Source organism: Frischella sp. Ac48 (assembly GCF_019641635.1).
Classification (GTDB): domain Bacteria; phylum Pseudomonadota; class Gammaproteobacteria; order Enterobacterales; family Orbaceae; genus Frischella; species Frischella japonica.
This window is the reverse complement of sequence record NZ_JAETXP010000017.1, coordinates 22,084-47,463: the sequence shown is the minus strand read 5'-3', so window position 1 is coordinate 47,463 and position 25,380 is coordinate 22,084. Positions and strand designations below refer to the sequence as shown.

14 protein-coding genes and 1 pseudogene are annotated in these 25,380 nt (G+C 33.5%); 4 read left to right on the top strand and 11 right to left on the bottom strand.

Going from position 1 to position 25,380, the window contains the following annotated elements; genetic code table 11:
- Positions 1-36: 36 nt before the first annotated feature.
- The 4 genes and pseudogenes from JMI89_RS11240 to JMI89_RS11225 form a co-directional block, all read right to left on the bottom strand.
- Positions 37-2,235, bottom strand: a complete 2,199-nt coding sequence (locus JMI89_RS11240; RefSeq protein ID WP_220680107.1) for a S8 family peptidase — start codon at positions 2,233-2,235, stop codon at positions 37-39.
- 3 nt (positions 2,236-2,238) lie between these two features.
- Positions 2,239-3,309, bottom strand: coding sequence for an ATP-binding protein (locus JMI89_RS11235; RefSeq protein WP_220680106.1), 1,071 nt, complete (start codon positions 3,307-3,309; stop codon positions 2,239-2,241).
- A 557-nt stretch (positions 3,310-3,866) separates the two neighbouring features.
- A pseudogene (locus JMI89_RS11230) lies at positions 3,867-4,067 on the bottom strand (RtcB family protein); the annotation flags it as partial.
- A 179-nt stretch (positions 4,068-4,246) separates the two neighbouring features.
- The gene (locus JMI89_RS11225) at positions 4,247-5,068 is read right to left on the bottom strand and encodes a hypothetical protein (RefSeq protein ID WP_220680104.1); all 822 of its coding nucleotides are present in this window, start codon (positions 5,066-5,068) and stop codon (positions 4,247-4,249) included.
- Between the two features lie 555 nt (positions 5,069-5,623).
- On the opposite strand from JMI89_RS11225, the gene JMI89_RS11220 reads away from it, so the two are divergent.
- A complete protein-coding gene (locus tag JMI89_RS11220) occupies positions 5,624-7,021 on the top strand; it encodes an RtcB family protein (RefSeq protein ID WP_220680103.1) in 1,398 nt (465 codons plus the stop codon).
- Positions 7,022-7,159: 138 nt separating this feature from the next.
- On the opposite strand, the gene JMI89_RS11215 is transcribed toward JMI89_RS11220, so the two are convergent.
- The 7 genes from JMI89_RS11215 to JMI89_RS11185 form a co-directional block, all read right to left on the bottom strand.
- On the bottom strand, positions 7,160-8,905 hold the full coding sequence (locus tag JMI89_RS11215; RefSeq protein ID WP_220680102.1) for a hypothetical protein: 1,746 nt from the start codon (positions 8,903-8,905) through the stop codon (positions 7,160-7,162).
- Positions 8,906-8,908: 3 nt separating this feature from the next.
- Positions 8,909-10,306 carry a restriction endonuclease subunit S gene (locus JMI89_RS11210; protein WP_220680101.1) on the bottom strand — a complete coding sequence of 466 codons (1,398 nt, stop codon included), beginning with the start codon at positions 10,304-10,306 and terminating at the stop codon, positions 8,909-8,911.
- Positions 10,307-10,308: 2 nt separating this feature from the next.
- Entirely contained in the window at positions 10,309-11,910 is a 1,602-nt protein-coding gene (locus tag JMI89_RS11205; RefSeq protein WP_220680100.1) for an N-6 DNA methylase, read from the bottom strand.
- A 111-nt stretch (positions 11,911-12,021) separates the two neighbouring features.
- Positions 12,022-15,543 (bottom strand): type I restriction-modification system endonuclease, encoded by a 3,522-nt coding sequence (gene hsdR, locus JMI89_RS11200; protein WP_220680099.1) that lies wholly within the window; start codon positions 15,541-15,543, stop codon positions 12,022-12,024.
- Between the two features lie 528 nt (positions 15,544-16,071).
- Positions 16,072-17,466, bottom strand: coding sequence for a DUF3999 family protein (locus tag JMI89_RS11195; protein WP_220680098.1), 1,395 nt, complete (start codon positions 17,464-17,466; stop codon positions 16,072-16,074).
- Positions 17,467-17,473: 7 nt separating this feature from the next.
- Entirely contained in the window at positions 17,474-20,269 is a 2,796-nt protein-coding gene (locus JMI89_RS11190; protein ID WP_220680097.1) for a DUF2339 domain-containing protein, read from the bottom strand.
- A 573-nt stretch (positions 20,270-20,842) separates the two neighbouring features.
- Entirely contained in the window at positions 20,843-21,178 is a 336-nt protein-coding gene (locus JMI89_RS11185) for a hypothetical protein (protein ID WP_220680096.1), read from the bottom strand.
- Between the two features lie 431 nt (positions 21,179-21,609).
- Here JMI89_RS11185 and JMI89_RS11180 point away from each other — a divergent pair, with 431 nt between their 5' ends.
- From JMI89_RS11180 to JMI89_RS11170, 3 genes are all read left to right on the top strand, one after another.
- A complete protein-coding gene (locus tag JMI89_RS11180) occupies positions 21,610-22,107 on the top strand; it encodes a hypothetical protein (RefSeq protein ID WP_220680095.1) in 498 nt (165 codons plus the stop codon).
- Positions 22,108-23,003: 896 nt separating this feature from the next.
- On the top strand, positions 23,004-23,843 hold the full coding sequence (locus JMI89_RS11175; RefSeq protein ID WP_220680094.1) for an SDR family NAD(P)-dependent oxidoreductase: 840 nt from the start codon (positions 23,004-23,006) through the stop codon (positions 23,841-23,843).
- Positions 23,840-25,369, top strand: a complete 1,530-nt coding sequence (locus JMI89_RS11170; RefSeq protein WP_220680093.1) for an AMP-binding protein — start codon at positions 23,840-23,842, stop codon at positions 25,367-25,369. Before JMI89_RS11175 ends, JMI89_RS11170 begins: the two co-directional genes overlap by 4 nt.
- The last annotated feature ends 11 nt before the right edge of the window (positions 25,370-25,380 follow it).

The window sequence follows — 25,380 nt, the reverse complement described above, 5'->3', positions numbered from 1 at the left end:
AAAGATTCAGAATGTTATACAAAACAATCATTAGTACTAAATATTAATTCTAACTTGTTGCTTAATCTTTATAGGGGATAACGTCTGATATCTTTGTACAATGTTATTATATAGCTCAGGTGTGTTATCAGCTTTTACGCTCACAACTAATACGTAAGGCAATGGTTCTAATTGCTTAGTATCAATAGACATTCCAGCCTCTCTTCCATAATAAATAACATCAAAACAAGGATTATTAAGAGTACCTTTTAGAAAAGTCTGTGTTTTATGTAGGGTTGTTTCCCATTTATGCGCATCTTCACGAAGCTCTTGCTCTGTAGAATATACACCCTTTAAATTGAAAAAAGATTTAGTACTATTTTGTATATCCTTATCCGTTCTGAAAACTACCACTAACCCATTTCTTGTATAATTTAGTGGATGTTCAGCATCTACAGCAGATGAAAAACAAAAGGTTGCTTTAATATGAACTTTGCCATTTATCGGAATACTTGGAAATGGTATAGGTATTCTCACATGTTGTGATGGCGCTAATTCATCTTGATATATTACTTTTACTTCATCATCACCACAATACAACATTTCATCTAGATTAGTTGGAAATCTCCCCCATCCAACCTCTTTTTTATCATGAGAACTATTAGAGGTATGATGAATTAATAATGTTTTAGCTGTTAAAGGAGTAATATTATGTTGTAAACTCGCAGCTAAACCAATTGCTTGCCGTAAAACAAATGGAGAGGCAAAACTAGTGCCAGCTGTTTGAGAAACACCGCCTAAATAAGGATTATAAACCGTGAAAGGTTCTTCTACCGACCCTCCAAATGCAACGCCATCTGGTTTAACGTATCCAGGGCTTCTTCCTGGCCCAACACAACTGTAATCACAGCGATTCCAGTTATCGGCTAGTGAATCTGCAGCACCAACAGCTAACGCGTTAACTAGATCAGAAGGTGGTTGAATTCTATTTAAAGATGTTGGTAATGATCCATCATTCCCTACCGCAACAGTACATAATGTTTTACCATCAGAAAAATATTGTTCGAGAACTGATGTCCAAACATGCACATCATCATCGTCAACGGGTAATCTTGGACCTAAACTTAAATTTACATATTGGTAATCATTCTTTTCCAATACCGATTTAATTCGAATTAATACATCAAATAAATCAGAATCAGTACTAATTGAATCATCTAAGACTCTATAATGGTCAATATTCGCATATGGTACAGATAATTCTTTTTGACCATTAACAATAGGTCCAAATAAAACGGTAGATGTCACATCTTGACCATGATTTAACAAATCAGAAGACGCGTTTGCGATCGGATTACACTTAATTTCATTAACCCATTTATTATAATCATTACAACCAATTCCTCCATCAAAAATAGCGACTTTAATACTCTTATCTAAAGCAGAGGAGTCAGGTAATAAAAACTTTTTCGTTGTATCGGTAGTTCTGGTAAAAACAGGATTATTGATTCGAAGAGATGGAAGATCTCTCACAGTACGCAAAAAAGTAAATTCAGCAACATGATTAATAACTTCTGGTGTAGCAATCATCGGCAAAAAGGATAATCCTTTAACGGATAAAACCCGATTCATATCGACTTTAGCACCACATAATCCTGCATAACTTGCAAAAAGTGGCAGGATATTTTGATAATCATCAGGTGTATGAATCGCAACCTCAATCTTTCTCTCTATTTGAGATGGATCAATATGTTTAATCTTATCGTTATTATTAAAAAGCTCTATTTTTTCTATTTTTTTTATTTCATTCTTTAATTTTTCGGTTAAATCATTCGATTCTAAGTGATCGTGTAAAGTTTGGAATGACTTAACGGAACCTGCAATATATAAACAAGCACTAGATAATTCACCAGTTTCATTTGATTTTTTTATTTTTTTAGAATAGCCCCTTGGTACTATATTTACAGATTTACTACCAATCATATTTAAAGAAAATGATCGTAACAACGCTTGAGGAAAATAAGTTTTAGAAAGGAACGCAGGGTGTAATAGTAATTTAGCAACAACGTTATTGTTTGGTTTAGCTTTATCCAAAATTTTGTTCGATACATTTATAAAATCATAAAGTTCTTTTAATATAATTGGTCTATTTTCCTCATAAGTATAAGGACAGTTTTTATCACCACCACCATGTTTTAATTCAACAGGTGAAGACAAAGTCTCACCATAACCTAATAAAAGATTTTTATTATTCATAAACTATTCCTTACTATTTTTAATTATTTTACTAACAGTAACTCTTGCAATTTTTAGTTCTTTGGCTATTTGTCGTTGAGAAAAACCATCAGCATTCATCTCTAATACAATATGTTCTAAAGCTCCATCCAAATTAAGTTCTTTCAATAAACCTCGATAGATAGATATACCTTCCAAAACCGCATTTCGTTTAGCATGATTAATAGAACGTTCAACTACTGCAAAAGATTGCCCTACATACTTGTCGCTTATAGAGTTTGAAATATATGCGGGAATATCATGAAATAATAAATATTCAGTAATTAATTCTTTTGAGGGCAAATCAAAATGGATAATTTGATCAAATCGTCGCCAAACAGCTAAATCTAATAACTCACAATGATTTGTTGCTGCAACAAGAATAGACGTTGTAGGCCAATCATCAATAGCCTGTAGTAGGACTGTTACTAACCTTTTTAATTCACCAACATCCGAATAATCATCTCTTTTTTTAGCTATTGAATCAAATTCATCCAATAATAAAATACACGGAAATGATCTTGCGTAATCTAAAACGGCTTTTATATTAGAGCCTGTTTTACCTAAAAAGCTACTCATGACATTAGCAAGATCTAGAGTTAAAAGTGGTAAATTCAAGTTTTGAGCTAGCCATTTTGCTGCTAATGTTTTCCCTACACCAGGAGGACCTTCCATCAATAAAGATTTTGAAGGAGAAAGCCCATTTTTAACTAAATCTTCCCTTTTCTCCCATTCTAAAATAATTCTTTTTAGCGAAGTTTCTACATTATCAGTCCATAGTGGCTTAGTCTCCAAAACTACTGGATAGTTTTCTACTAATAATTTTTGCCTACTATCAGCATCAACAGGAACTGGCGGTTTGTTAGATGAAAGCCCTTTTAAAGGCGTGACAGATATATTTTTGACCAACAATTCATCTAAATTTTTTGCTAACTCAGGAGAACTTGATTTAACTTTTCGAATAAGTACACGAATTCTCATCGTTAAGCTGTCTCTATTTCCCTTTAATCCATCAGTTAACAAATCTAAGAAAATATCATCTTTTATATTAATCATACAGAACCACTCTTAAGCCGAATTTGAAATAATTTTATACCAACTAGAAGAAATATAAAACCAAAATAGGCTAAATAAATAAATAAAAGTACCATTTTTTTATATATTGAATCCATTTAAACAAAATATGATTGAATTTCGAACATCATATTAACTGTCTAATATATATTCGTGTTCATCATTATTTATTTTAATAAATAAATTGCAAATTACATCACAAAAAAATCTCATCCCTTAATCTTTACCTCAATAATCCTATTAGCATATAAATCAACTGACATACCTCAAATCTGTCAAATATCCGCCATTACGCCCCACGCGCAGTGGAACGGGGAGCCGGAGGGATTGGTCTGAACCCCTCGCTCGCCTGAACACCTGAACTTCAATATTGCACGGTGGCTTTCAAGGCGAAATCCATTGCAATAACCTAAAGGGAGGATCTGTAAGGATCTTATTGAACAGAATACTAATGCAATTACAGTGCTTAGTAAGTTTGGCAATTTAAAGTTGATAGTAGTAAAGATTAAATAAAATCGAGGATCGCTCCTCGATCATTTTTACCCCTTCACACCCACCACTTGCCTTAATTGATGCATTATCTCGACCAATGCATTTTGCGCAGCCATAACAGCATCAATATCTTTGTATGCCATTGGGATTTCATTAATCACATTAGCATCTTTTCGACATTCGACATGTGCCGTTGCTTTGATTTGATCTTTAATGGTAAATCTGTTTCTCGTCGCTGTTGGGCTTATCACTCACTACACAATATGAAAAAACTATCTGCTTTGACCAGTCATTGTTAAATATAGCTTTTTGCGATTTCGAGAACCAAAAAACAGAAGAGTAATGATGCCGACAGGCTGAAAAAATATTTGGTGGGCTGAGTTGGGATGAGATTCAACAGCCCCTAGAGCAAATTAGAGATCATGCATTAAAGACCAAATAATTGCTTCACCATTTGTTGATTGTATTTATCCTGACCACGCCAATAAGTGGCATATACCCAATCGTGTTTTCCCCTTGTTGGGCGTTCATAAGAAGCGGGTTGTAAAATTCCCACACAAGCCAAAATCTCAATAATGGTATTACGTTCATCCTGATTGGATTTAAAGTTAGGTACATCCGTCAGTTTATCACTCAGTGAACCCGGATAATCATCTTGCTGACAAGATGCAATAATGGCTAATATCCCTTTTAAAATAGCTATATCATCTTTGGTCGGTTCAGAGATTGCCTGTTTGGTGAATTGCATGAGATCAAAGTAGGTATAAAGTAAATCACCATGACGCACTCCCCCCCACTTTATTCGTTCAAAGTTTAAGATATTTAAATCTGCTTTGACGTAGTTTTCATTACCTATCATGCCATATTTGAGATCTCGGCAGACCTGACACGTATAGGATGAATGACTCATTTGGCCATCTTGATAAGATTGACCAGACACGACTGGCGTATATTGATGCGCTGTCATTAATTTGGCGATAAAGTATGATGCAATACCTGAGCGCCAATCAAGTCGTCGCGTTGATAAGCTGCTCAAAAAGGCCTTGGCAACGTGTTCAAGTGTGATTGTGGCGACGATGTTTATGATTTTATTGACACAATCATCGTGTGATATGGTAATGGGATCAAACATTAATCCTTTTTCTTTCGCATACGCGAAGTCGCTAGGCTCTGTTTTTATCTCTTTTCTGTCTTTCCAGCCATTTTTCCAATAGGTTTGAAACAGAATCTTTTTTGCTTTTTTGTCCATTTAATCACCGTATATTATCTATTTTATATTGAATTAGCACGAGTAAGCCCTCTAGCCATTGAGTTTAACTCATTGCGATAAATGATCAGATTCAGCAGTGATGTGATGTTTTTTACTGCAATTAGCTTCGAACCGTCATTCAAAGTCACGTGCTAATCTTTAGCAAGCAAATAGTGTGTTAACACTTGCCTAAGCCCAAAGCCAAATTTCGAAAGCATAGGAAAACCTTCCCAATATTTGGATTGAAAAATACAAATCATCACCCAAAATGATCTGCTGTTTTTTGCATATCAATCTGCCAAGGTTGACCATCAGTAACACCTTTTAAAGATTTAAATAAACTTCATCAATTTATCGGTGAGTTTGCTATTTTAAAGCAAATGAGCGAGTCATAAAAATAAATTTATCAGACTTACTATATCAATTTTGTCCTTTACAAATAAATAATCAGCGTATAGAATTCATCCGCTTTCCTGAATAGTGCTGCTGCAGGAAAACAGTAATTATCTTCTCAATTTGAGGAGACGCTTTTTTATTGTTTTCTAGGTGGCTATTATGTCTACATTTTCCCGTTTACAAAAACGTTTGTCCCGTCTTGGGATTGAAAGTCATTTTAATAATGATATTTATACTTTAAATAAAGAAAATACTTCTGCTCAGATTTTGTTACCGAGTCCATTGCCATTAGAGCAAAAAGCGGTAGAACAGCTACTGAACTTTGCATCTGTGAGCGTTCCTAATAGTGTAGGGAAAGTTTGCATGGCTCGTGCTACACCTGATTTTCATCCGGGTGCGGTTGCGCCTGTTGGTAGTATTGTTGCAACTACTCAGGATTTAATTATCCCGGCAGCAATTGGTACCGATATTAATTGCGGTATGCGTCTTTTTACCACGGGTTTAAGCTTTGATCAGGTGTGTGAACAAAAATCGACAATTATTGCACAATTAAAACGTGTGTTATTGCAAGATGAACGTGATGTACCTGTTACTTCGCAATCTTTTCAAGCATTATTCGATCAAGGTCTTGGAGCATGGTTATCGGCGTTACCGCAGCAAGGTTTGTGGAATTCAGTTAATTATGAACGGTTACACGCAGAGCTTAATAAAATATCGGGTAATCACTTAATTAAGGCAGATAGTCAGTATGCACCTGAAGCCTTTTTTGAAAAGCGCGATATTATTCGCCCTGCGAGTTTAGGTACAGTCGGATCTGGCAACCATTTTGTCGAGTTACAAATTGTTGATGATATTATCGATCGACATTTAGCTTATCAATTAGGTCTTGAAAAAAGTAGTGTCGTCGTCATGATTCACACCGGATCGCGTGATGTTGGTTTTTACATTGGTCAGCGTTGGCAAGATAGAGCAAAAGCTTTATGGCCGAATAATGAAAAGCAACCAAAATCAGGATTGTTTGGTTTAACAGATAGTCACGCACAGGCCTATTTACAAGCTATGGGCGTTGCTGCGCGTTATGCTTGGATTAATCGAATTGTGATTACCGAATTGATACGTAAATCGCTTGCAACTATTTTTCATCAAGATGATAGTCAACTTGTGGTCGATATTTCACACAATATCATTTTGCCTGAACATGAGATGAATATTCATCGTAAAGGGGCAACGCCTGCTTATGCTGGTCAGATAGCTTTAATCCCTGGCTCAATGGGTGATCACTCTTATGTGGCAGTAGGTAAAGGTAATGCAGATTGGTTATGGTCTTGCTCACACGGTGCAGGTCGAGCAGAAAGACGACAAGCTATGCGTAGCAAAAAAGTCGAATATGATAAGGTTAATTTGCCATGGCAATGTATTACCTTAAAAGAAGAACGGCTACGTGAAGAGGCGCCCACAGCCTACAAACCGATCACACCAGTGATTGAAGCACAACAAAACGCCGGTTTGATTCAAACAGTGGTTAAACTTAAACCGTGGATTACGTTTAAAGTATAGCCATAAAGTCAAAACTACACCGACTTAGGTTGGTGTAGTTTAATTTTGCTGTTTTGACGTTGATTTTCCTTCAGCAAGGAAGGATTTTTTAGATACCTGCTTGAAATATAAAATATCTAGTCATAAATTTATTGATAACTAATTAAAATAAGGAGCTATACAATCTAATTTTATATTATTTATAATTATTTTGTTGAAAATGACGGTTTGTGAATGGCTATATATTGATAACTCAAGGTATTCTTTACTAATTTTGAAGCTCGAATTAATATTATTATTCATATAGCTATGTTCTTTTACCGCATTTAGATCAGCCAAATCAATCGACAATTCTTTTATTTTTTCACCACGATAATAGTGATCTTTATCTATTTTTGTAAAAATGCAACTCCCTTTCAGTAGGTTACGCAAGGTGTTCCATTCATACAAGGTTATGCTATTTTTTGTACAAAGATCGAAATCTTGCATATTATGAATTAATATAAAACGACTATTTTTAGAGAAATCATTTTTTCTTATATATGATTTTGTTAAAGGAGTATTTTGAAATGCGGTGATAAGTTGCTGCTTGATTAAATCATCATTGATAATTTTCCTTAGTGCGGTTAACTGATTAACGCCTTTTTCAAGGATTTCACTACTAAATGTGTTTAGTTCATTTCTAAAGTTAGTTGTTAGAAAATTTACCGTGTGTTTTAATTGACAAAAATAAATAAGATCTGTTTTTTTATCATATATAACAACATCGACATCATAATTAGCGATCCTATTTTGATATTTATTAGTTCGTTTGAAACCTTGACCAATGATAAATCTTTCTTGATCAAGCTCTTTGCGAAAATAAGGAATTAAATAGTTAATTTCAAACCATTTTTGATGTGCTCTTAACGCTTTATCTAACAATGATTTGGCGTGAATATTGAACATGTAGTAAAGATTGAAATTTTTTAAGTTAAGCCAATCATTCACCTCCGTTCTTTCTAATACTGTATTATAAAATCCTGTTCTATTGTCAATATCGGCAACTAAGTTGTCAATTTCATTTTGATTAAACCTAGCTTTAAGAATATCCGCATTATGAATTTTGACTGGTTTTAATTCGATTTTATTTGGTGTTGAACAATGATGAACTAAATAGCAATATAAAAAAGTTAACAGTTGGGCTCGATTAAAAAGTTGTTGGAATGAATAAGAAAGCGGCGTATCAAGATATTTGATATTAATGGATAAGGTTTTATCGATTAAATAGTTAGTAATATTTTTCAGTGGTTCACTATTTTTTTGTAATTGAGATAGTCCTAAATTCTTGGTTAATTCATAGAGAGTTAAATAATCTGATATACAACTATATTGATTGCAAAAAGTTCTAAACTGTTTTATTAAATAAGCATCTAAATAACATTCTTTAATTTTGAGATGAAAGTGTTTTGAATTATCGATAGGTTGTATAATTCCCGCCACCTCATATACTGCAATGGTCGCATAAATATACAAACCGACTAATGTATCTTGCCCTTGTGATGATAATTCATCAAAGTTAAGGTTAGCTTTTTCGAGATCTTCCGAAATTATTTCTTTGTACAAATTTAATTGCGCTAAGAAATTTGCTTCTTCACCTGTGTTGCTATCATTAAGCTCTAAATAAATTCCACAAATATAAGTTTGGTAGCAATTAAATTTAGTTGTATTAAAAACAAAATGTAACACAGACTGTTTATATCGTTTTACTATTTTTGCTAATGATTTACTAACATATTTATCGATTAATTTATTCGAGCATTGCCAAGGTGAATATAATAACCCTTTAAACAATGTGTTGATTTCAGGGTTACTATTTTGCTTATTGGTGATTATTTCTAGCAAATCAATTTGTTCTTGACGCATTGATTATTTTTTCTTTTTGTTTTTATTGTTTTGTTCGCGTTCAACTTGAATTTTTTCAAGTAAGGATGCAGCTGAATTTTCACCCGTAATTAAATCAGGATTTTTAGTGCGCCATTGGGCGGTTAATTCACCACGAAACGCTTTGGCTAAAATTGATTGAGGTAAATGATTCACTTTTTCTAAAGCTGTATTAACCTGTTGTTCAATTTTATCAGCATAGGCAAATAATTGTTCTACACGACGGACGATTTCGTTTTGTTCTTGTATTGAGGGGTAGCTAATAATAAGTCTTTCAATCATTGATTTAGTTAGGGCTTGTCTCGTTGCGCCATAATTTTCTTTCACTATCCATTTTTGGATTTCTGGAGATGCCAGATATATCTGTAAAAATTTAGGGAGTAATTTTTGTTTTTTACATCTTATGATAGAAACATGTTGATTAACTCTACCTCCAACAAATAATTGTGGAGCTATGTTTACTCTACCTATAGATGCTCCAGTTATATTCAAAAGTATATCATCAGGTTGTATTTCAACATTAGCTAATTTTTTAGCTTGTTCATCATCAATATATGCTAAATCATCATATTTAATATAATTTGAATAAATATTCATTGATCTAACTAATGGTATCCCTTTATTTTTATATACATTATTACCACCTTTAGGGGTAGAACCCGAACCAATTTTGGTAGTAAGTTCTTTCAACGAGCTTTTTTTCCAAAATTGATACTTATCAGAATTTGTAGAAAACTCGCAAAAACAAGCATCCGATAACACTGACTGCCGAAACTGTTTTAGAAGTTCGGGAATTTGTTCAAGGCGTGATTTTGTTTCTTGTACTTGGGCTAGTAATAAATCAAGTTTTTCAGCTATGATTTTTTGTTCATTTATTGAGGGAATTGGAATGTTAATCTTTGAATATTCTTTGAACTTAAGATTACGAAGATTATTACTTCCTCCTTGATAATTGGTTACCTCCCCAGATAAATAAAATTTATTAAGATAATAATTCAGATATGTAGCACTAATATTCTTTACTGGTCTCATTAAACGTAAGAAATTAGTACAAACCGCGGGGTAAGGGAAGTTATTAATAATAGATTGAGTGATAAGCACGGTTCGACCAACAGGCTGATCTGGTCCGCCACCTGATATTTCGAGTAAAATATCATTATTATTTAAACAACGAGACATTAAACTTGATAATTTTATCTTTCTTCTGACTGCGGTTGAACCATAATCATTTTTCCAGTTTTTGAATTCGGATCCTCGTATACAAGAAACCATCTTGTAATCATCATCCTCATAACTTTCGTCTTTTCCCCAATCACCACCGATAATATGTGTGAAAAGTTTTTCTAAAGTTATATTAGCCCAATTCGTTTCTAATAAATCCATTGTTATATACCCCCTCCCAAAGCACTCAACAAACTCTCCAACTTATCCAAAGCAACTATTAACTCATCTTTAGCTTGCTTGGCGAGTATGGCTGGTTCTGGGAGTTTGGTTGCATCCACACTATTTTTATCTTTTAACCAACTGATATCGAGTGAATCCTGTTTTATGTCAGCAATCCAATCGCGGCTAAAACAGCGCCATCTTGATTGCGCTAGTTGATCATTAACTTCTATGTTTTCTTGACTGGCTGACGAGTCTGCTTCGATACCGTCTGAACTGAATGACCATTCACCTTCCTGTCTTGGGCTGGTGCCGTCGGGATTGATACCATAAACGGTTTCAAATGATTGTAAATATTGCTCAGTGAATGGTGTACGTTTACCAAAGCTAGGCATGTTGGTACGTAAATCATAAACCCAAACATTTTGCGTACAGTTTTCTTGTTGCAGTTCGTCTGTTACTGAGCCCTTAGTGAAAAATAGCACATTTGTTTTTACACCTTGGGCATAAAAAATCCCGGTCGGTAAGCGTAGTATTGTATGTAAATTACATTTATTCATTAAATCGCGACGAATATCAGTCCCTTTACCCGCTTCAAACAATACATTATCAGGCAATACCACGGCAGCGCGACCACCGGGTTTTAAATTACGGTAAATATGTTGTAAAAAAGCTAATTGCTTGTTGGTGGTCTCATAAGTTAAATCTTTACGAGTAATACTGGCATCGCCACCTTTACTGGTACCAAATGGTGGATTAGCGAGAATAATATCCGCAGGTTTTAGGTCTTGCCCAACTTGACCAAGTGAATTGCCTAATAAAATTGCACCATCATTACCGCCTTCTATACCGTGTAATAAACAATTCATTAAGGCAAGTCGACGAGTATTTGGTACTAATTCAACACCAATAAACGCTTCGTTTTTTTGAAAATCAGCATCTTTAGCATCAAGATCATAATAATCGTTGGTTTGTTGCCGTAAATACTGATCTGCTGCGACAAGAAATCCTGCCGTTCCGACAGCAGGATCTTGGATGATATGTTTTATTTGTGGTTTAATACACCGCACCATACAATTAATCAGTGGCCTTGGCGTAAAATACTGACCAGCACCGGATTTTGTTTCATTGGCATTTTTTTCTAATAATCCTTCATAAAGATCGCCCAGCCCATCCTTTTGAATACTAAACCAATCAATTTGATCTAATGTTTTGATCAGTTGTGCTAAATGGCGTGGTTCTCGTAATCGAGTTTGTGCATCGGCATAAATGGCGCTTATTAATGGGTCATTATGTACTGTCACTTCAATGTATTGTTCTGGATTTTCAGGATCGATTTCTTGACGCTTACCTGTTGATAAGGCTAATAACATGGCTTTATAATCATTTAATAGGGTAATACCTGATTTATCATTGAGATTAGTCCAACGACACCCAACAGGTAAAGGATGTTTTTGCAAAATCCCTGCTTCGGTATTTTCATGTACCATTTTAATAAATAATAAAAGTACTAATTCAGTTACATAATCTGAATAGTTAATACCATCATCACGCAATACATCACATAAATTCCACAGTTTTTGTACAATATTGTTATTAGTCATTTTTTATCCCAAGTTTATACTCGTATACTTAATAGGCAAGACCAGTATTTTCATCGCCATTATGAATTAGAGTAAATGTATATTTTAGCAACTTCAAGTGACTTTGCTATATTATGCGGTAAGTGCTGACCAAATAGCCTCGCTTAATTCATCTAATACCGTATCAAGTTGATTGCCCAATATTTTATCAAGCTGCTTAGCACCACCACTATCAGTAAAGCGTTGATTAATAAATTCTTTATCAATAACGATCTCAAAGATAATTTGTTTGGCTAAACGATCTAACCAATTGCGTTGAGCCGGTGTCCAACTATGGCTTTGGTAGATTTGTTGCATGGCTTGTTTAACACGTTGTTCAAAAGGAATTAATGGTTCGCCCAAGGCAGCACGTCGGATATAACCAATAATACTCGCTGCAATATCTTGATTAGTTTGATTGCGTACGGCAGTGCGTAAATTAGCTTCGGAATAACCTGCACCATCCAATAACAGTTTAACTTCTTTCAATTGCGCACGGGTTAAATCACGTGGGCGGTTAACAACCACAGACAACGCAGCACTTTCATTTAATTGATTATGAATGAAATGATTAAAACTGTCTAAATAATCCTCGGGTTTTTGGTGAGAGCCATAACTTTGCGAGCGTTCTCGAAGATGATCTTCATGTTGAGAAATGAGTGGTAAACGTTCACTACCAAGCAATCGATTGACTTCATTTAATTGATTAATTAACCCATGATGTTGTTTGATAAAATTCGCAGCAGATTCAGGACCAATTTCATGTAAATAATTATGTAGTTTTTTCGGTTCAACATCCCATAAGGTTTGTAATTCATCTAACTTTTGTCTTAATTCAGGTTTATTTTCTGCTTTTTGCTCTGCCTTACGCAAGATTCGCATTAATTTTTGATTTAATTGATTTAAAATTACATCAGCATAAGTTTCACCCGCCATATCGCCTGGTGTTTGTAATGCTTTAGCTAATAATCTAGGATCACTTAGTTCCTCAATTAATTGTTCAAGGGGGATATTAGGATCTTTAACTAACGGTTGCATAGTATTAACGTCTTTTAGTGCGGCATAAATATCAACCGGATCATATATTCGAAATACCGTTTTACCTATGCTATCACATCGTCTTGTTGCGCGACCAATCATTTGTTCATATAAGATACGGGATTTGACTCGGCGCATAAAGACTAAATTACAAATCTTAGGCACATCAATACCCGTTGTTAATAAATCAACAGTGATAGCTATATTGGGATAGCGTTCATTTTTAAATTGTTTGATTAATTGATTAACTTTATCGCTCTGCCCGGTAATCTTAGCGACAGCAGCTTGATTATATTCACCATTATAGAGATTCTTAAATGCATCATCTAATAAGCGTTTAACCATATCTGCATGCAGATCGGTAGCACAGAAGATTAATGTTTTTTCTTCACCAAACGGATCGAGTTCATTCACCAATTGTTCGCAAATTACTCGGTTAAAGTTTTCATTTATAACCCGACGATTAAACGCGTCGACTTCAAAATTAAGCTCATCTTCTAATTCAGCGGTTTCAACTTCACCGGTTTGCGTATTGATGGCACTGACTTTTTCACCTTTGGTAAACGTAATCCCATTTTGTGTTAATAAAGTTTGGTAACGTATTGGTGGTTCATGATCGATTAACCAATCATCCGCTACCGCTTCTCGATAGGAATAAATATAGACTGGTTTACCAAAAATATCGCTAGTATGTTTTGCGGGTGTTGCCGTTAGCGCAATTTTTACCGCATCAAAATAATCTAATACTCGACGGTAACTTGATAAATATTGCGTGGCGTCACGTATTGCCATCTCACCTTCTGTCATTTCTTGATCTAATGTATAACCACGGTGCGCCTCGTCAATTATAATACAATCAAACTGATCGATTAAAGGTGGATTATCGCTCATAAAAATGCGGTTGACCATTGCTTGCACGGTTGCCACTTGTATTCGTGTTTCAGCTTCAGTAGCCATAGAACCAAGCTCGGCTAAGTTATAAATTTTAGATAAAGTAAGGTTTTGTTCTAATGGCGCTTCATTGAAGGAATCTATTGCTTGTTTTCCTAAAGCGGTACGATCGACTAAAAATAGAATTCGTTTAAATCGTTCAGTTTTTAAAAAGCGGTACATCAATCCTATAATTGTGCGAGTTTTACCTGTTCCTGTTGCCATCGCAAGTAAAGCGGTTCGTATCCCCTTGGAAAGGGTATTTTCTGTCGCAACAATTGCTTTTTCTTGATAATCCCTTAATTGCAAATAGGCAAATGGTTCTTGTTTTAGTTGTTGTTCAGCGTTTTCTCGACTACGATTAAGTAGATCTAAGAGTCCTTGTGGTGAATGAAAAGATAATAAAGGACGCTTTAAATTGGCGCCATCACGAACATCACGAAACCATGTTCCTGACTGTTCAGCTAATTGCTTAATGTATGGACGACCATTACAAGAATAAACAAAAGGAATTTTGTAGTGGCAATCTGATTCATCAGGCCAAGCAATCGTTCTTTTTTCAAGTTCCCATGCACCAATCAATGGTGGTAATACTTGGAAGCCTTTACTATAACGTTCAGCTTGACCGATTTTTCCGGAAACATTTTTATTCTTTTTCTTAGCTTCAACAACTGCAATTGGTGTTAATCCCGCAAATAAAACATAATCAGCCGATCCTTTTTCGCCTTTATGTTCTGTCGGCCATTCGGCAATGGCTAAATATTTATTTTTTTCTGGGCGAGTACCCTTTTTATAATTTAACTGTTCGGTGTCAGCTTGCCAACCCGCTTCAATAAGCTGCATATCAATTAAAATTCGTGTGAGTTCTTCGCTTAATTCTATTTGTTGACTTGCTTTTTTAGCTTTCTTACTTATTGTATTACGAGATACTTTTTGAGCTTTTACATCTTGTAGAGCAAGTGCTTGTTGTAAATCCTTAATCTTTATTTCATATTCTTTCTGTTGTTTGAGTAACATTGCCTCATTTTCTTGGGCCTGTTGAGATAAGGATCGCGCCTCTTCATCCATTTTTAACGCTAACGTTTCAAATTCAGTCTTTTCTTTAGCGAGTAATTCATTAAATTGTTGACTGGAATTGAGTTCAATATTGGCTTGTTCTAGTTCTATTTTAAGTTTACTGATTTCTGACTGTAAACTGCGCAAGTGCTCGCTAGGATCAGCAAGTGGTTTGAAAGGTCCTGGTTTAAATTGCACACCAGCTTGACTAAAAGATTGGTGAAACCATATCGCTAATTTGTAAGCAACTAAAAGTCCATCTTTTGCTTCTTTGTGCTTGGTTTTAAATTGATGAGTAGCTTTATTCCCTTCAATACGTAATGTATGAAAAAGATTACGGATAATGGGTTCCAATTTGAGTTCATTACTAATCTTATACAACAAATCAGACTGAGAAGTGCGTTCATTAAATTCAATACCAGCCTTGGCAGCAATATGTTGTGCCATTGCTTCAGCTAATTGCCGTAATTTTATTAATGTGGTATTAGGATCACTGCTAAATGCTCGCTCTGCTGTACACGCTAATTCGACAAACAGTGGATCGTGTTCAGCTAAAAAACCAAAATTCGATTGCTCTTTAATTATTATCATTAAGCACTATCTCCATTGACGTTATATCCCTTTCTCTTTTTTATTATCGCAAATTTTGTCTAATTTTATAGCTATTTTTATTTTTTGACGCACAAAATAATCTCTACGAATTTTTTAAGCAATATGGATAAGAATGAGTGTTGCAAACCGACGCCCAGCAGTTAACCTAGCACTTAACAACTTATCTTTAATATAAAAATAGAAAAAACAGCCTATTAGTAAGTTCGCAAAAACAGTTAATATTTTGATTACTTAGGTGAGTATGATAAAGACAATTATCTATAATTAATTGTTTATTCTAATAAATTATTTAAATAGCATCAGAGTTAAATGAAAATCTATCATCGTATGCGAAATATTAACGACTAAGTGTTTTAGTGATCGTGTAGTTTATCAACATCAGCATGTAAATACGCTGAATAAATATGATATTGCCAAATATACTATTCGTTCTCGTGATAATAGTAAAAGAAAGGTGAATCACATTCATCAATTAATCTCGATAAATGTGATTACAGTTGTGGCGAATTATTGCGGTGATTTTTTGATTTCGGTAAATAGTTTAAATCCTAATATAACTAAAAAAGCAGCACCGGCAATTAAACACAGCCAAATTACCCAATTAAGCATTGTACTTTTATCGTTTTGTGATTCTATGCCAGTTTTACCAGCAAGTTTGAAGATTTTACCAATATGTGCTTCTGGTAAATCTGCTATTGATTGTGTTTCGGGAACTAATACACGTTGAGGTAATGCTACACGGGTTGCTTGTGTTGAGCCCCAAGCTAAAGTAAATGGTCCATTGTCACCACTATTGAAGATTAGATTGATACGATTACGATAAGCGATAATGTTAGGTGCAGTCGTAAAACTAGCATTGATAGCTTTTATTTTTAATTGTTTCATTGTTATATTCGCATCGTGTAAGATGATTTTTTGTGGTTCATCTTGATCACCATTACGACGGATTATATAGTCATTAAGTTTATGCCACGATTTATCTTTATCACTATCGGTAGCTTTATAAAAGATGCTGAGCGGTAAAATGGTACGCGAACTTTGTAATTCAATAGTAATTTCATTTACCGGCTGTGGTGAAGGTAGTTGATAAATAGCTTCTTCATGATCGGATGCAATTAAATCGAACTTAAGCGGATATTGAACTTGTTGAGGAATTCTGATTTTCGATGTAAATTCAATCTGTTTAATTGTCGGAATTATATACTGATCTGAAGTTAAAGTAATAAGCCAATAACGTATCTGGTCGTTACTTTGTGCGGGGATATCAATCGTGTGTACTTTGAGGGATTGATGATTATTCTGGTCAGTTAATGACATTAAAGGGATGTTACTACTAGCTATTTGCCAATTGTTTAAATCATAACTGTAAAGCAATTTTGCTTTCGCTTGCCAATTAGGATTTTCGTTATCATCAAAATCAAGCGTTAGTTGACGGATAGCGCCAGACTCTAATTTGATGTTATCTGGAATTTGCAATAAATAATTGGCTGTGAATATATTTTTACCCTTCTTTTTATCAACATTAATCTGAATATCTTTGCTATTAATATTAACATGATATTGATCAACATCTAATGAATCTTGCGAGCTATTTTGGGGTTTTTTGGGTTGTTGGTCCAGAGCGTAAATGATCACAGGAAACGTTTGGATGCTTTCTTTTTGTTCGTACTGATTGGCTAACGCGAAAGGAACCGGTTGCTTTTTGTTGTTAAATATTCGCACATCATCTAAATGTGTAGATGATGTGTGAATATACACATCTTCAGGGATATCAATACGACTATACATGCTTGTCTCATTGGCGGTTTCAATTATGGCACCAAAGAGATAATTATCTAGCGTATCTTCAGCTTGAGTTAATCCACTAAACAATAGTAATGCATACATTAATCGTTTTTTCATAATTTATTTATTCCTCATTAGATAGCTGTTTTATTTTTGGAGGCACCGGAGCCAAATAACCTATTAATAACATTAATAACGCCACGCCAATAAAAGCAAATGCACGTAACAATCCATCGAGTTCAACACTATCTACAAATATTAATTTAATCACCACAACTAATTGGATGAAGACACCGGTGTACCATAGTTTCCGGTTTGAATAACGGTGGCCAGTAGTTACTAATGCGACGGCAATTAATGTCCAAATCAATGACAATGTTGCTTGAACAATATTTGAATGCCATAAAAAATAAAATGACCAATCAATATTGAACCACTGACTTAAGCACCTTAATACCAGACTATTTGCCCATAAAAAAGTGAGCAAAGTTAATAATATTAAAATGATATTTGGTAATGATGCACTTAAGTTCGCCATGTTGGTTGATTGGCTATTTATTCGCAAATGGTTTTCAGCTAATTTTAACCAGACACCGAGCATCATTAAGGCAAATATTGCGCTTATCTCCAGTGGATTAATAAATGGTATATAGTACCAATTATTAATTTTTCCGTTCATAAATATACCGATTAATAACTGATAGACTAAATATAGAATTATCGGAGTTAAACCAATTAACCAATAGGTTTTAGCAAGATACGGTGTTGTAATAATACGTCGTTTAACTAACATGTAGAATAATAAAACAATACTACTATTGGTTGCCAGTAATACGCTAAACTCAACCGTTGCTAATCCCATTGGTAATAAAATAAACAATAATTCTATTCCATCGAATAACCAATCCAACGTTATCCAAAATAGACTGATATGTAATGCCAATAAAAGCCATTTTGGCAATACAATATGGCGTTTTACTGAAAGATATAAATAAAAATATGCATTTAAGAAGGCGATTGGCCAGAATAAATACCAAAGACTGCTGTTTAATACCGTGTCATCGAAAATAAAACGAATGATTGTTAGGCGTGAAATGAAGAGAATAGGCCAAAGGATGATAACCGCATTATTGAGAATACGCCAGTTAATTTTCTGACCGATGATATACCATAACCATGTCGAAATCATAAAACATAAAGTAATCGCTTGCAGTTTTGCGGTTATTTCGTTTATTCTCATAATACTGCTTACAATCCAGATAATCCACGTTATGCCGGCAAGGGTTATAAATAATAATTTTATTATCTTGGTTGAAAAGTCTAACGGTTGATAATAATGCCATAAACATGCATTAAACAACATATAGATGCTTATACAACCAAAAGCGATAATATAGGGGCTGTTCTCTAAATAAGAAGAAAGGTATATACTTCCAGAAAAGAAACCTAACAATGTAATTAAGGCACCACACCACGCTAAACGGGGCTGTTTTTGTGTAAGCATAGCCCAACTTAATGCAGAACCTTCAAATAACCAAATCAAAGCTATCCATTGAGGATCAAATGCCAGTGCAACGGTCAGATTGCTAAATGAAAGACCGATTGCTAGTCCGTATAAGGATACTGTTTTGGTAAATAGTGGATAACGGCGTAATATAATGTAAGAGCCAGTAAGATAAAATAACCCAAACCCAAGCGCTGAAAATGCTGGACCAAATTCCCATTGTTTAGTAATGGCATATTGTAATAAGAAAGCCAGTAGCGGTGTACCTATCAGTAAGATTAGATCGATAATGTTTTGATTGGATTCTTTATTTGCATAGCGAACAGACAGTAATACTGCTAAAACACCATAGATCAACATATTAGCTAAAATAAAAAACTGACATTCGGCATAAAATTCTGGACGAAAGTTATTATAACCCCATATTAAAGATACTATACAGGTAAAGGCAAAACCAATTAAATTTAGTATTCGCCATGATTGCCAGTGGGCGATGATGAGAAAGCTACTAGAAATCATTAAATAATAACTAAATAGGGCTATATGGTTACCGGAATTTGTGGATAATAAAATGGGTGCAAGATAGCCACCAACACTAGCCAGAATAGCTAAACTGATTGCTCGTTGTAATACCGCAAATAAAACACTCGTTCCACATATGACGAGCAGTAAAATATAGGCGAATGTTGAAGGAATGAGTTGATAAAGTTTGAAAGCAGCGTATATGGTTAGATATAAATCACCAATAGCGCCTCCCTGTAATATTAATGCGTAAAGTTGTTTCTTTTGACGTAAACGCCAACCAAAAGTTAATAGTACAATTCCTAAAACAAAAGCGCCTAATATACGAATCTCTGGTGACAATAATCCATGATCAATACTATATTTAAACAGATAAGATAGACCGAAGAACAATATGATAATGGCGACTTTGGCTACAACATTACCTTTAAACAGCCATGTAATAAAATAGTTAATAAAATCAGGTTCTTGTTTTTCTTGGGAATTAAAACCCTGTTGATGCATAGATTGCTGTTTAGGGGGAATTTCATCATTTAATGAGTTGATAATTTCAGATTCTTTTAATGACAATGATGGTGTTTTTCCAATGATTGGCTGATTGTCAGTATTGGTTTGAAGCGAGTTATCTTCTAATTCTATCGGTGTGTGGACTATTGATTCACTGCTAATTTTGGGTTCAGGAATCGCCGTATTTGCTATTTCCGCTGTATCCGTAATCTCTTTTTTTTCACTTATCTCAGATGGGTAAATTTTCTTATTTAACTCGGTTAATTGCGTTTGTATCTGGTTAATTTGCTTTTTTAAGTAAGATAAGTTGGTGAATACATTACAAGCCATTATTATAGCAATCAAACTTAATATTATACTGAGTATATCAATATCATATCCCATCATCACTTTCTCATATGTTATTCTGGATAGTAATTCGCCATTTTAATGCACAATGATAAATAAATAAATCGATTTACAATTTTATTAAAGATGGAATTATCTAAGAAACATGAAACATAAATAAAAAAGATAAATAACCTTTTTAAAATCAGAATAAATTTTATTTCTTACTAGCAATTTCCTGCTGTAAAAAATAGTGAGAAGACGGTATTTAAATTAAGATAATCAATTTCGCTTTATATTTGATGTCTTATTTAGATTTTTTGAAAAAATTTAATTGGTATAATTCTTATTTGTCCCATAAAGTCCCTTAATATGATGTTATAGTTATTCTGATTTCATAGAAAATATATCAAGTTTTATTAATTAAAAAATAATCAGAAAGAAGTATAAAGATGAATAAGAAAGCAAATCATCCAGCAGATATGAAAAACAAAAATAAAGGGACACAATAAACAAATAAACTTATGATAAAAACCAAGGAAACAAAGGCAAATAATTGAATCCTAATCAACAAAAATAATTAATATTAGAGGCTGGTCTTGATAAATTTTACTATCATCTCTAAATTTAAAGCTAATTTTTAATCATTTTTGTTATTTTTTTGGATATTTTTTTCTTGTCTCTCTCAAATTCTGGACTGAAATCTTCGTCGCTTAAACATTGCGGTTTTGTTAATCCCTTTTTTAAAATCAGGGGGTTAGTAAGATAACGGATAAAAACAGATAACTGTTCTAGTGTATGAGTTTTTTGTTGTTCCTTCTTTATTTTGCTTGCAAAATTGCAGAAATAATTTTCTGCTATTTGATTGGCATTTACGCCACTTAATACTTTGATGTTTAAGCTATTATCAAGCCCATTATATACCCATATCAAAAACGGAATGATGTTATGAATAAAGTGCAATCTCATTGTTACAACTAGGGGGGAGAAGTTGTTTGTCCTTTTCTAAATGATGATATCAGTCATTTTTTGTTGCAGTTTTGATATAAATTAAACCATGTAAACAATATTATATTATTTTGTGGGATTGCTTACAAAAATTTTAATCTGTTTACTGAAGGTAGCTAAAACCAGGTCATAAAATTTGCTGATTGGTGTCGATCGAACATGGAATCTAAGATACCGCTTAAGTATTAGAGGTGTTGAGTTAGCAAATTTGAGATAGAGAAATGTATCTGTTTTCTTATCTTTAATGATTTGATTTTTTTAATTTATCAAATATCTCTCAGAATTAAATTAAATATTCTTAAATTAAAACTTGACCTAATAGCATTCATTTCATACAATGCATTCGATTCATGAATCGAATGAGTTAAATTATTAAACAAAGGAGATATAAAATGTTATTAACTACTAATATTAACCAAGTTATCGAAAATATAAAGAAATTTCAAATTGAATTAAATAAAAAAAATGGAAAAAATGATCTAGTTAATGCTTTAGGTCAATTTACAAATTGGTTTGCCCATAAGGATGAATTAGGAAATTGGATATTTGCACCAAGTAAGTTTATAGGTTATCAAGAAATGTCTTTAAAGGAATATGAAAATAAAAATCAAAATAAGTTAGATGGTAGACAAACAGACGCAATATTAAAAAAATGGAAAATTACTCCATCAAAAGAACAAGATAAAGAATTAAAAGAAAAACTATGTCTATTTTTAGATCGTTATCAAAAACGAATTAAGACGACCGCCAAAGTCTATATATTAAGTGAAAATCAAGATGGAGAAATAGAGCAAAGTAAAGCTCTCATAACAATACTTAAAACTTGGGATAAAGATACGCAAAAAAAGGTTATTAGCGATATAAATATCTATGAGCAAAGTCTTAGATAGTTTAGAAATAAACATATGTGTTTTTTATTAAAATGACTAAAATGCTTTTTTTATATTGTAAAAATTAACCTCAGTAACTCACTAATTTTTGGGGCTAATTGTTATAATATTGCATCCTAAAAAATGAACAAGGGGATTATTAATAATCTCCTTTTTTTGGTGAGTTTACTTTATAACTCGGTCAATTCACGATTTTTAAAATTATAAATACATTTTAATAGACCAAGTTTCTGTTCAAGAGATGTGTGGAGCTGTGATTCAGATCAATTTTACCTATCACGTTTTTAAATCATGAGCTGGATTATAATAATTTTGAAGTTTGATTTCTAATGAATTTTGTTGACTAGTCAAACAAGATGAAAAAATTATAATAAGAAAATTTAGATACAAAAAACTAGCTTTCGCTGGTGTTTTTGGGAATTGGTGTTCAAATACATAATAGAAGCGCATTTTCTAAGTTTTGATATAATAGTAATTTGGCAGGACTTTTAGAAGCTAGAATGTATATGCGGTAATATCCTTAACTTGATAGGTATAGTTGGTGGTATCGAATATAGATATCAAAAACCTATCAGTGTTAGGGATTTTTTCAGCACGGTTATACCCAAAAATATTATCTTTTTATAAATTTAATACCTTATTAAAAAATTCATTTATTTCTAACAATAAAATTAGCGTTTCTTTTTTCATTAAATAGGAGACAAGCAAGCTAGTAAGAAACAAGCTTGAAATACTGACAATTAGAGATCAATACAATAATTTCAAGTTTCTTAAGGAAGGGCTGTTTTTTATTTAGATATAAACTTTAAAATCAACTTATTTTAAAAAACATTAACTTGTTGACTGATTGAATGTTTACCTTATACTATGCGCAATTGTTTACCGGCAGTACAAAAATGTTCAACTCCTCAAATCTTCTCAATTGTGTACTCTTTCCAATCGTTAAGCCTAATTATTCAAAATTAAATCGCCAATTAGAAAATAAAGTGATTGTCATTACCGGCGCTAGCTATGGAATTGGTGAAAGTCTGGTTAATCTTTTAGCCAATATTCAATGCCATCTTATTTTAGTTGCTAGAACACATGATAAATTGATAAATATACAGCAGTCATTAGCTCACAAAAAAGCTAAGATTGATATATTTTCGGTTGATTTGCGCGAATCGGAACAATTGGATAATTTAATGACTAATTTACAGCGATACTCTGTTGATATCTTAATCAATAATGCTGGCAAATCAATTTGTCGACCAATACTGCAATCATTATCACGTATGCATGATTTTGATAGAACGATGAAGTTAAATTATTATGCACCGGTCAAACTCTGCTTGGCGTTAATTCCCCATTTACAGCGTAATCAAGGGCAAATTATTAATGTTTCCGCCATAAACGTACTTTTAGCCCCAATGGCTAATTGGGCTGCTTATCAAGCCTCAAAAACGGCCTTTGACCAATGGTTAAACTGTGCAAGGCCAGAATTGGAAAATCAGAAAATAAATGTTTCAACAGCTTATTTACCTCTTGTTAAAACACGAATGATTGAACCTACTAAGATATATAAGAGATTTCCTGCCTTGCAAGCTGATGAAGCTGCAGCCATAATTTGCCGTTTATTACAAACAAAAAAACATCAATATAAACCATGGTGGACCATTATAGTTCAACTTGCCTCATTATTTTTTAATAATATTTGGGTTAAATTGAACCGTTATTTTTTGAAGAAAAAGCTATGATAAAACTTATTAAAGCGCTGTATAAAAAGAAATTATTAACTTTATTAGGCATTTGGCACTTATTAAATAGCGTTCATATTGTTGGTACCAATTTAATGGCGTTGCTTTATGTTCGTCAAAAACTTTCTCCTAACCAAATTGCTATCGATGAGAACGGCACTGGCACTGATTATCGTACCCTTTTTAATCAATCTCAGCACCTTGCCAAACAATTAGCGATTAATTTTAAAATAAAGCGTCATCAAAAAGTCGCTATTATAGCGCACAACCACCTACTCTTAGTTCACACTTTATTTGCAATGACAAGATTAGGCGTTGATGTTTATCTTATCAATACTGAACTGTCGACAAATCAACTTAAGTCCATTCACGAAAATGTCGGTTTTGACTGGATAATTCACGATCCAGAAATAGCGTGTTTATCAAATGTAAAAAGCTTACCCATTTATCATGAAAGCCTTATGTCAATTCACTCTCTATTAGCTTCAACCTCGACAATTGATGTAAAAATTAAAACGACCCACTTCTCAAAAATTACAGTTTTAACAAGTGGCACAACAGGCCGTTTTAAATTAGCAGCACGCGATAGTAAGGCACAAAATTTTATTAGCCCATTTTGTCAACTACTGGTGAAACTAAATCTTTTCCGTTATCAAAAAATCTATATTGCAACGCCTATTTATCATGGGTTTGGCATGGCAAGTTTATGTATTGCTGTGTTATTAGGTGCAACAATGTTTTTAACAAAAAAATTTGATAGTCAAAAAGCATGTAGGTTAATTGCGAGTAACCAAATAGAAGTGGTCACACTTGTTCCTTTAATGTTAAATAGGATGTTGAAATGCTCTAAACATCAACTCACTAGTTTAAAATGTATTATTACTGGAGGAGCGCCAATTACAGCAATATTAGTTGATCAAGTCATTGCTACGCTTGGAAAGATATTATTCAATTTGTATGGCACATCAGAAGCAGGTGTTTGCATGATTGCCTCGCCCGATGATCTCTCTATCAAACCTGAAACCATTGGTAAACCGCTGAGAGGATTATCAACTAAATTACAGAAGCAAAACAATGCATCACAAAAACACCATGAGCTGTTTATTAAATGTGCTTGGTCAACTGTAGGCAACTATTGGGTTTCAACAGGAGATTTAGTCTATCAAGATGCTGACGGTTATTACTTTTTAGCAGGTCGAGTTGATGATATGATTGTTTCAGGTGGTGAAAATGTTTATCCATATGAACTTGAACACTGCTTATCAACTCATCCGGAAATTAATGATGTAACAGTGATAAGTGTGCCGGATGAAGAATTCGGGCAAAGATTGGTCGCCTTTATTGTTTTAAATCCTAATACCGAACAATCCGAAACTAAAATACAGGACTGGCTTAAATCAAAAATAGCCCGTTATCAGATGCCCAAAAAAATCATTTTTATCGACGAACTACCGATGACAAGCGTTGGAAAAATAGACCGTAAAAAATTACAACAGCTGTTTTTCACTCATTCTAGTAATGTATAAAATATAGTTAG

What these genes read in the sequence shown, in the direction of transcription:
- JMI89_RS11240 (WP_220680107.1), bottom strand. Translation starts at nt 2,235, where the DNA reads ATGAATAATAAAAATCTTTTATTAGGTTATGGTGAGACTTTGTCTTCA.
- JMI89_RS11235 (WP_220680106.1), bottom strand. Translation starts at nt 3,309, where the DNA reads ATGATTAATATAAAAGATGATATTTTCTTAGATTTGTTAACTGATGGA.
- JMI89_RS11225 (WP_220680104.1), bottom strand. Translation starts at nt 5,068, where the DNA reads ATGGACAAAAAAGCAAAAAAGATTCTGTTTCAAACCTATTGGAAAAAT.
- JMI89_RS11220 (WP_220680103.1), top strand. Translation starts at nt 5,624, where the DNA reads ATGTCTACATTTTCCCGTTTACAAAAACGTTTGTCCCGTCTTGGGATT.
- JMI89_RS11215 (WP_220680102.1), bottom strand. Translation starts at nt 8,905, where the DNA reads ATGCGTCAAGAACAAATTGATTTGCTAGAAATAATCACCAATAAGCAA.
- JMI89_RS11210 (WP_220680101.1), bottom strand. Translation starts at nt 10,306, where the DNA reads ATGGATTTATTAGAAACGAATTGGGCTAATATAACTTTAGAAAAACTT.
- JMI89_RS11205 (WP_220680100.1), bottom strand. Translation starts at nt 11,910, where the DNA reads ATGACTAATAACAATATTGTACAAAAACTGTGGAATTTATGTGATGTA.
- hsdR (WP_220680099.1), bottom strand. Translation starts at nt 15,543, where the DNA reads ATGATAATAATTAAAGAGCAATCGAATTTTGGTTTTTTAGCTGAACAC.
- JMI89_RS11195 (WP_220680098.1), bottom strand. Translation starts at nt 17,466, where the DNA reads ATGAAAAAACGATTAATGTATGCATTACTATTGTTTAGTGGATTAACT.
- JMI89_RS11190 (WP_220680097.1), bottom strand. Translation starts at nt 20,269, where the DNA reads ATGATGGGATATGATATTGATATACTCAGTATAATATTAAGTTTGATT.
- JMI89_RS11185 (WP_220680096.1), bottom strand. Translation starts at nt 21,178, where the DNA reads ATGAGATTGCACTTTATTCATAACATCATTCCGTTTTTGATATGGGTA.
- JMI89_RS11180 (WP_220680095.1), top strand. Translation starts at nt 21,610, where the DNA reads ATGTTATTAACTACTAATATTAACCAAGTTATCGAAAATATAAAGAAA.
- JMI89_RS11175 (WP_220680094.1), top strand. Translation starts at nt 23,004, where the DNA reads ATGTTCAACTCCTCAAATCTTCTCAATTGTGTACTCTTTCCAATCGTT.
- JMI89_RS11170 (WP_220680093.1), top strand. Translation starts at nt 23,840, where the DNA reads ATGATAAAACTTATTAAAGCGCTGTATAAAAAGAAATTATTAACTTTA.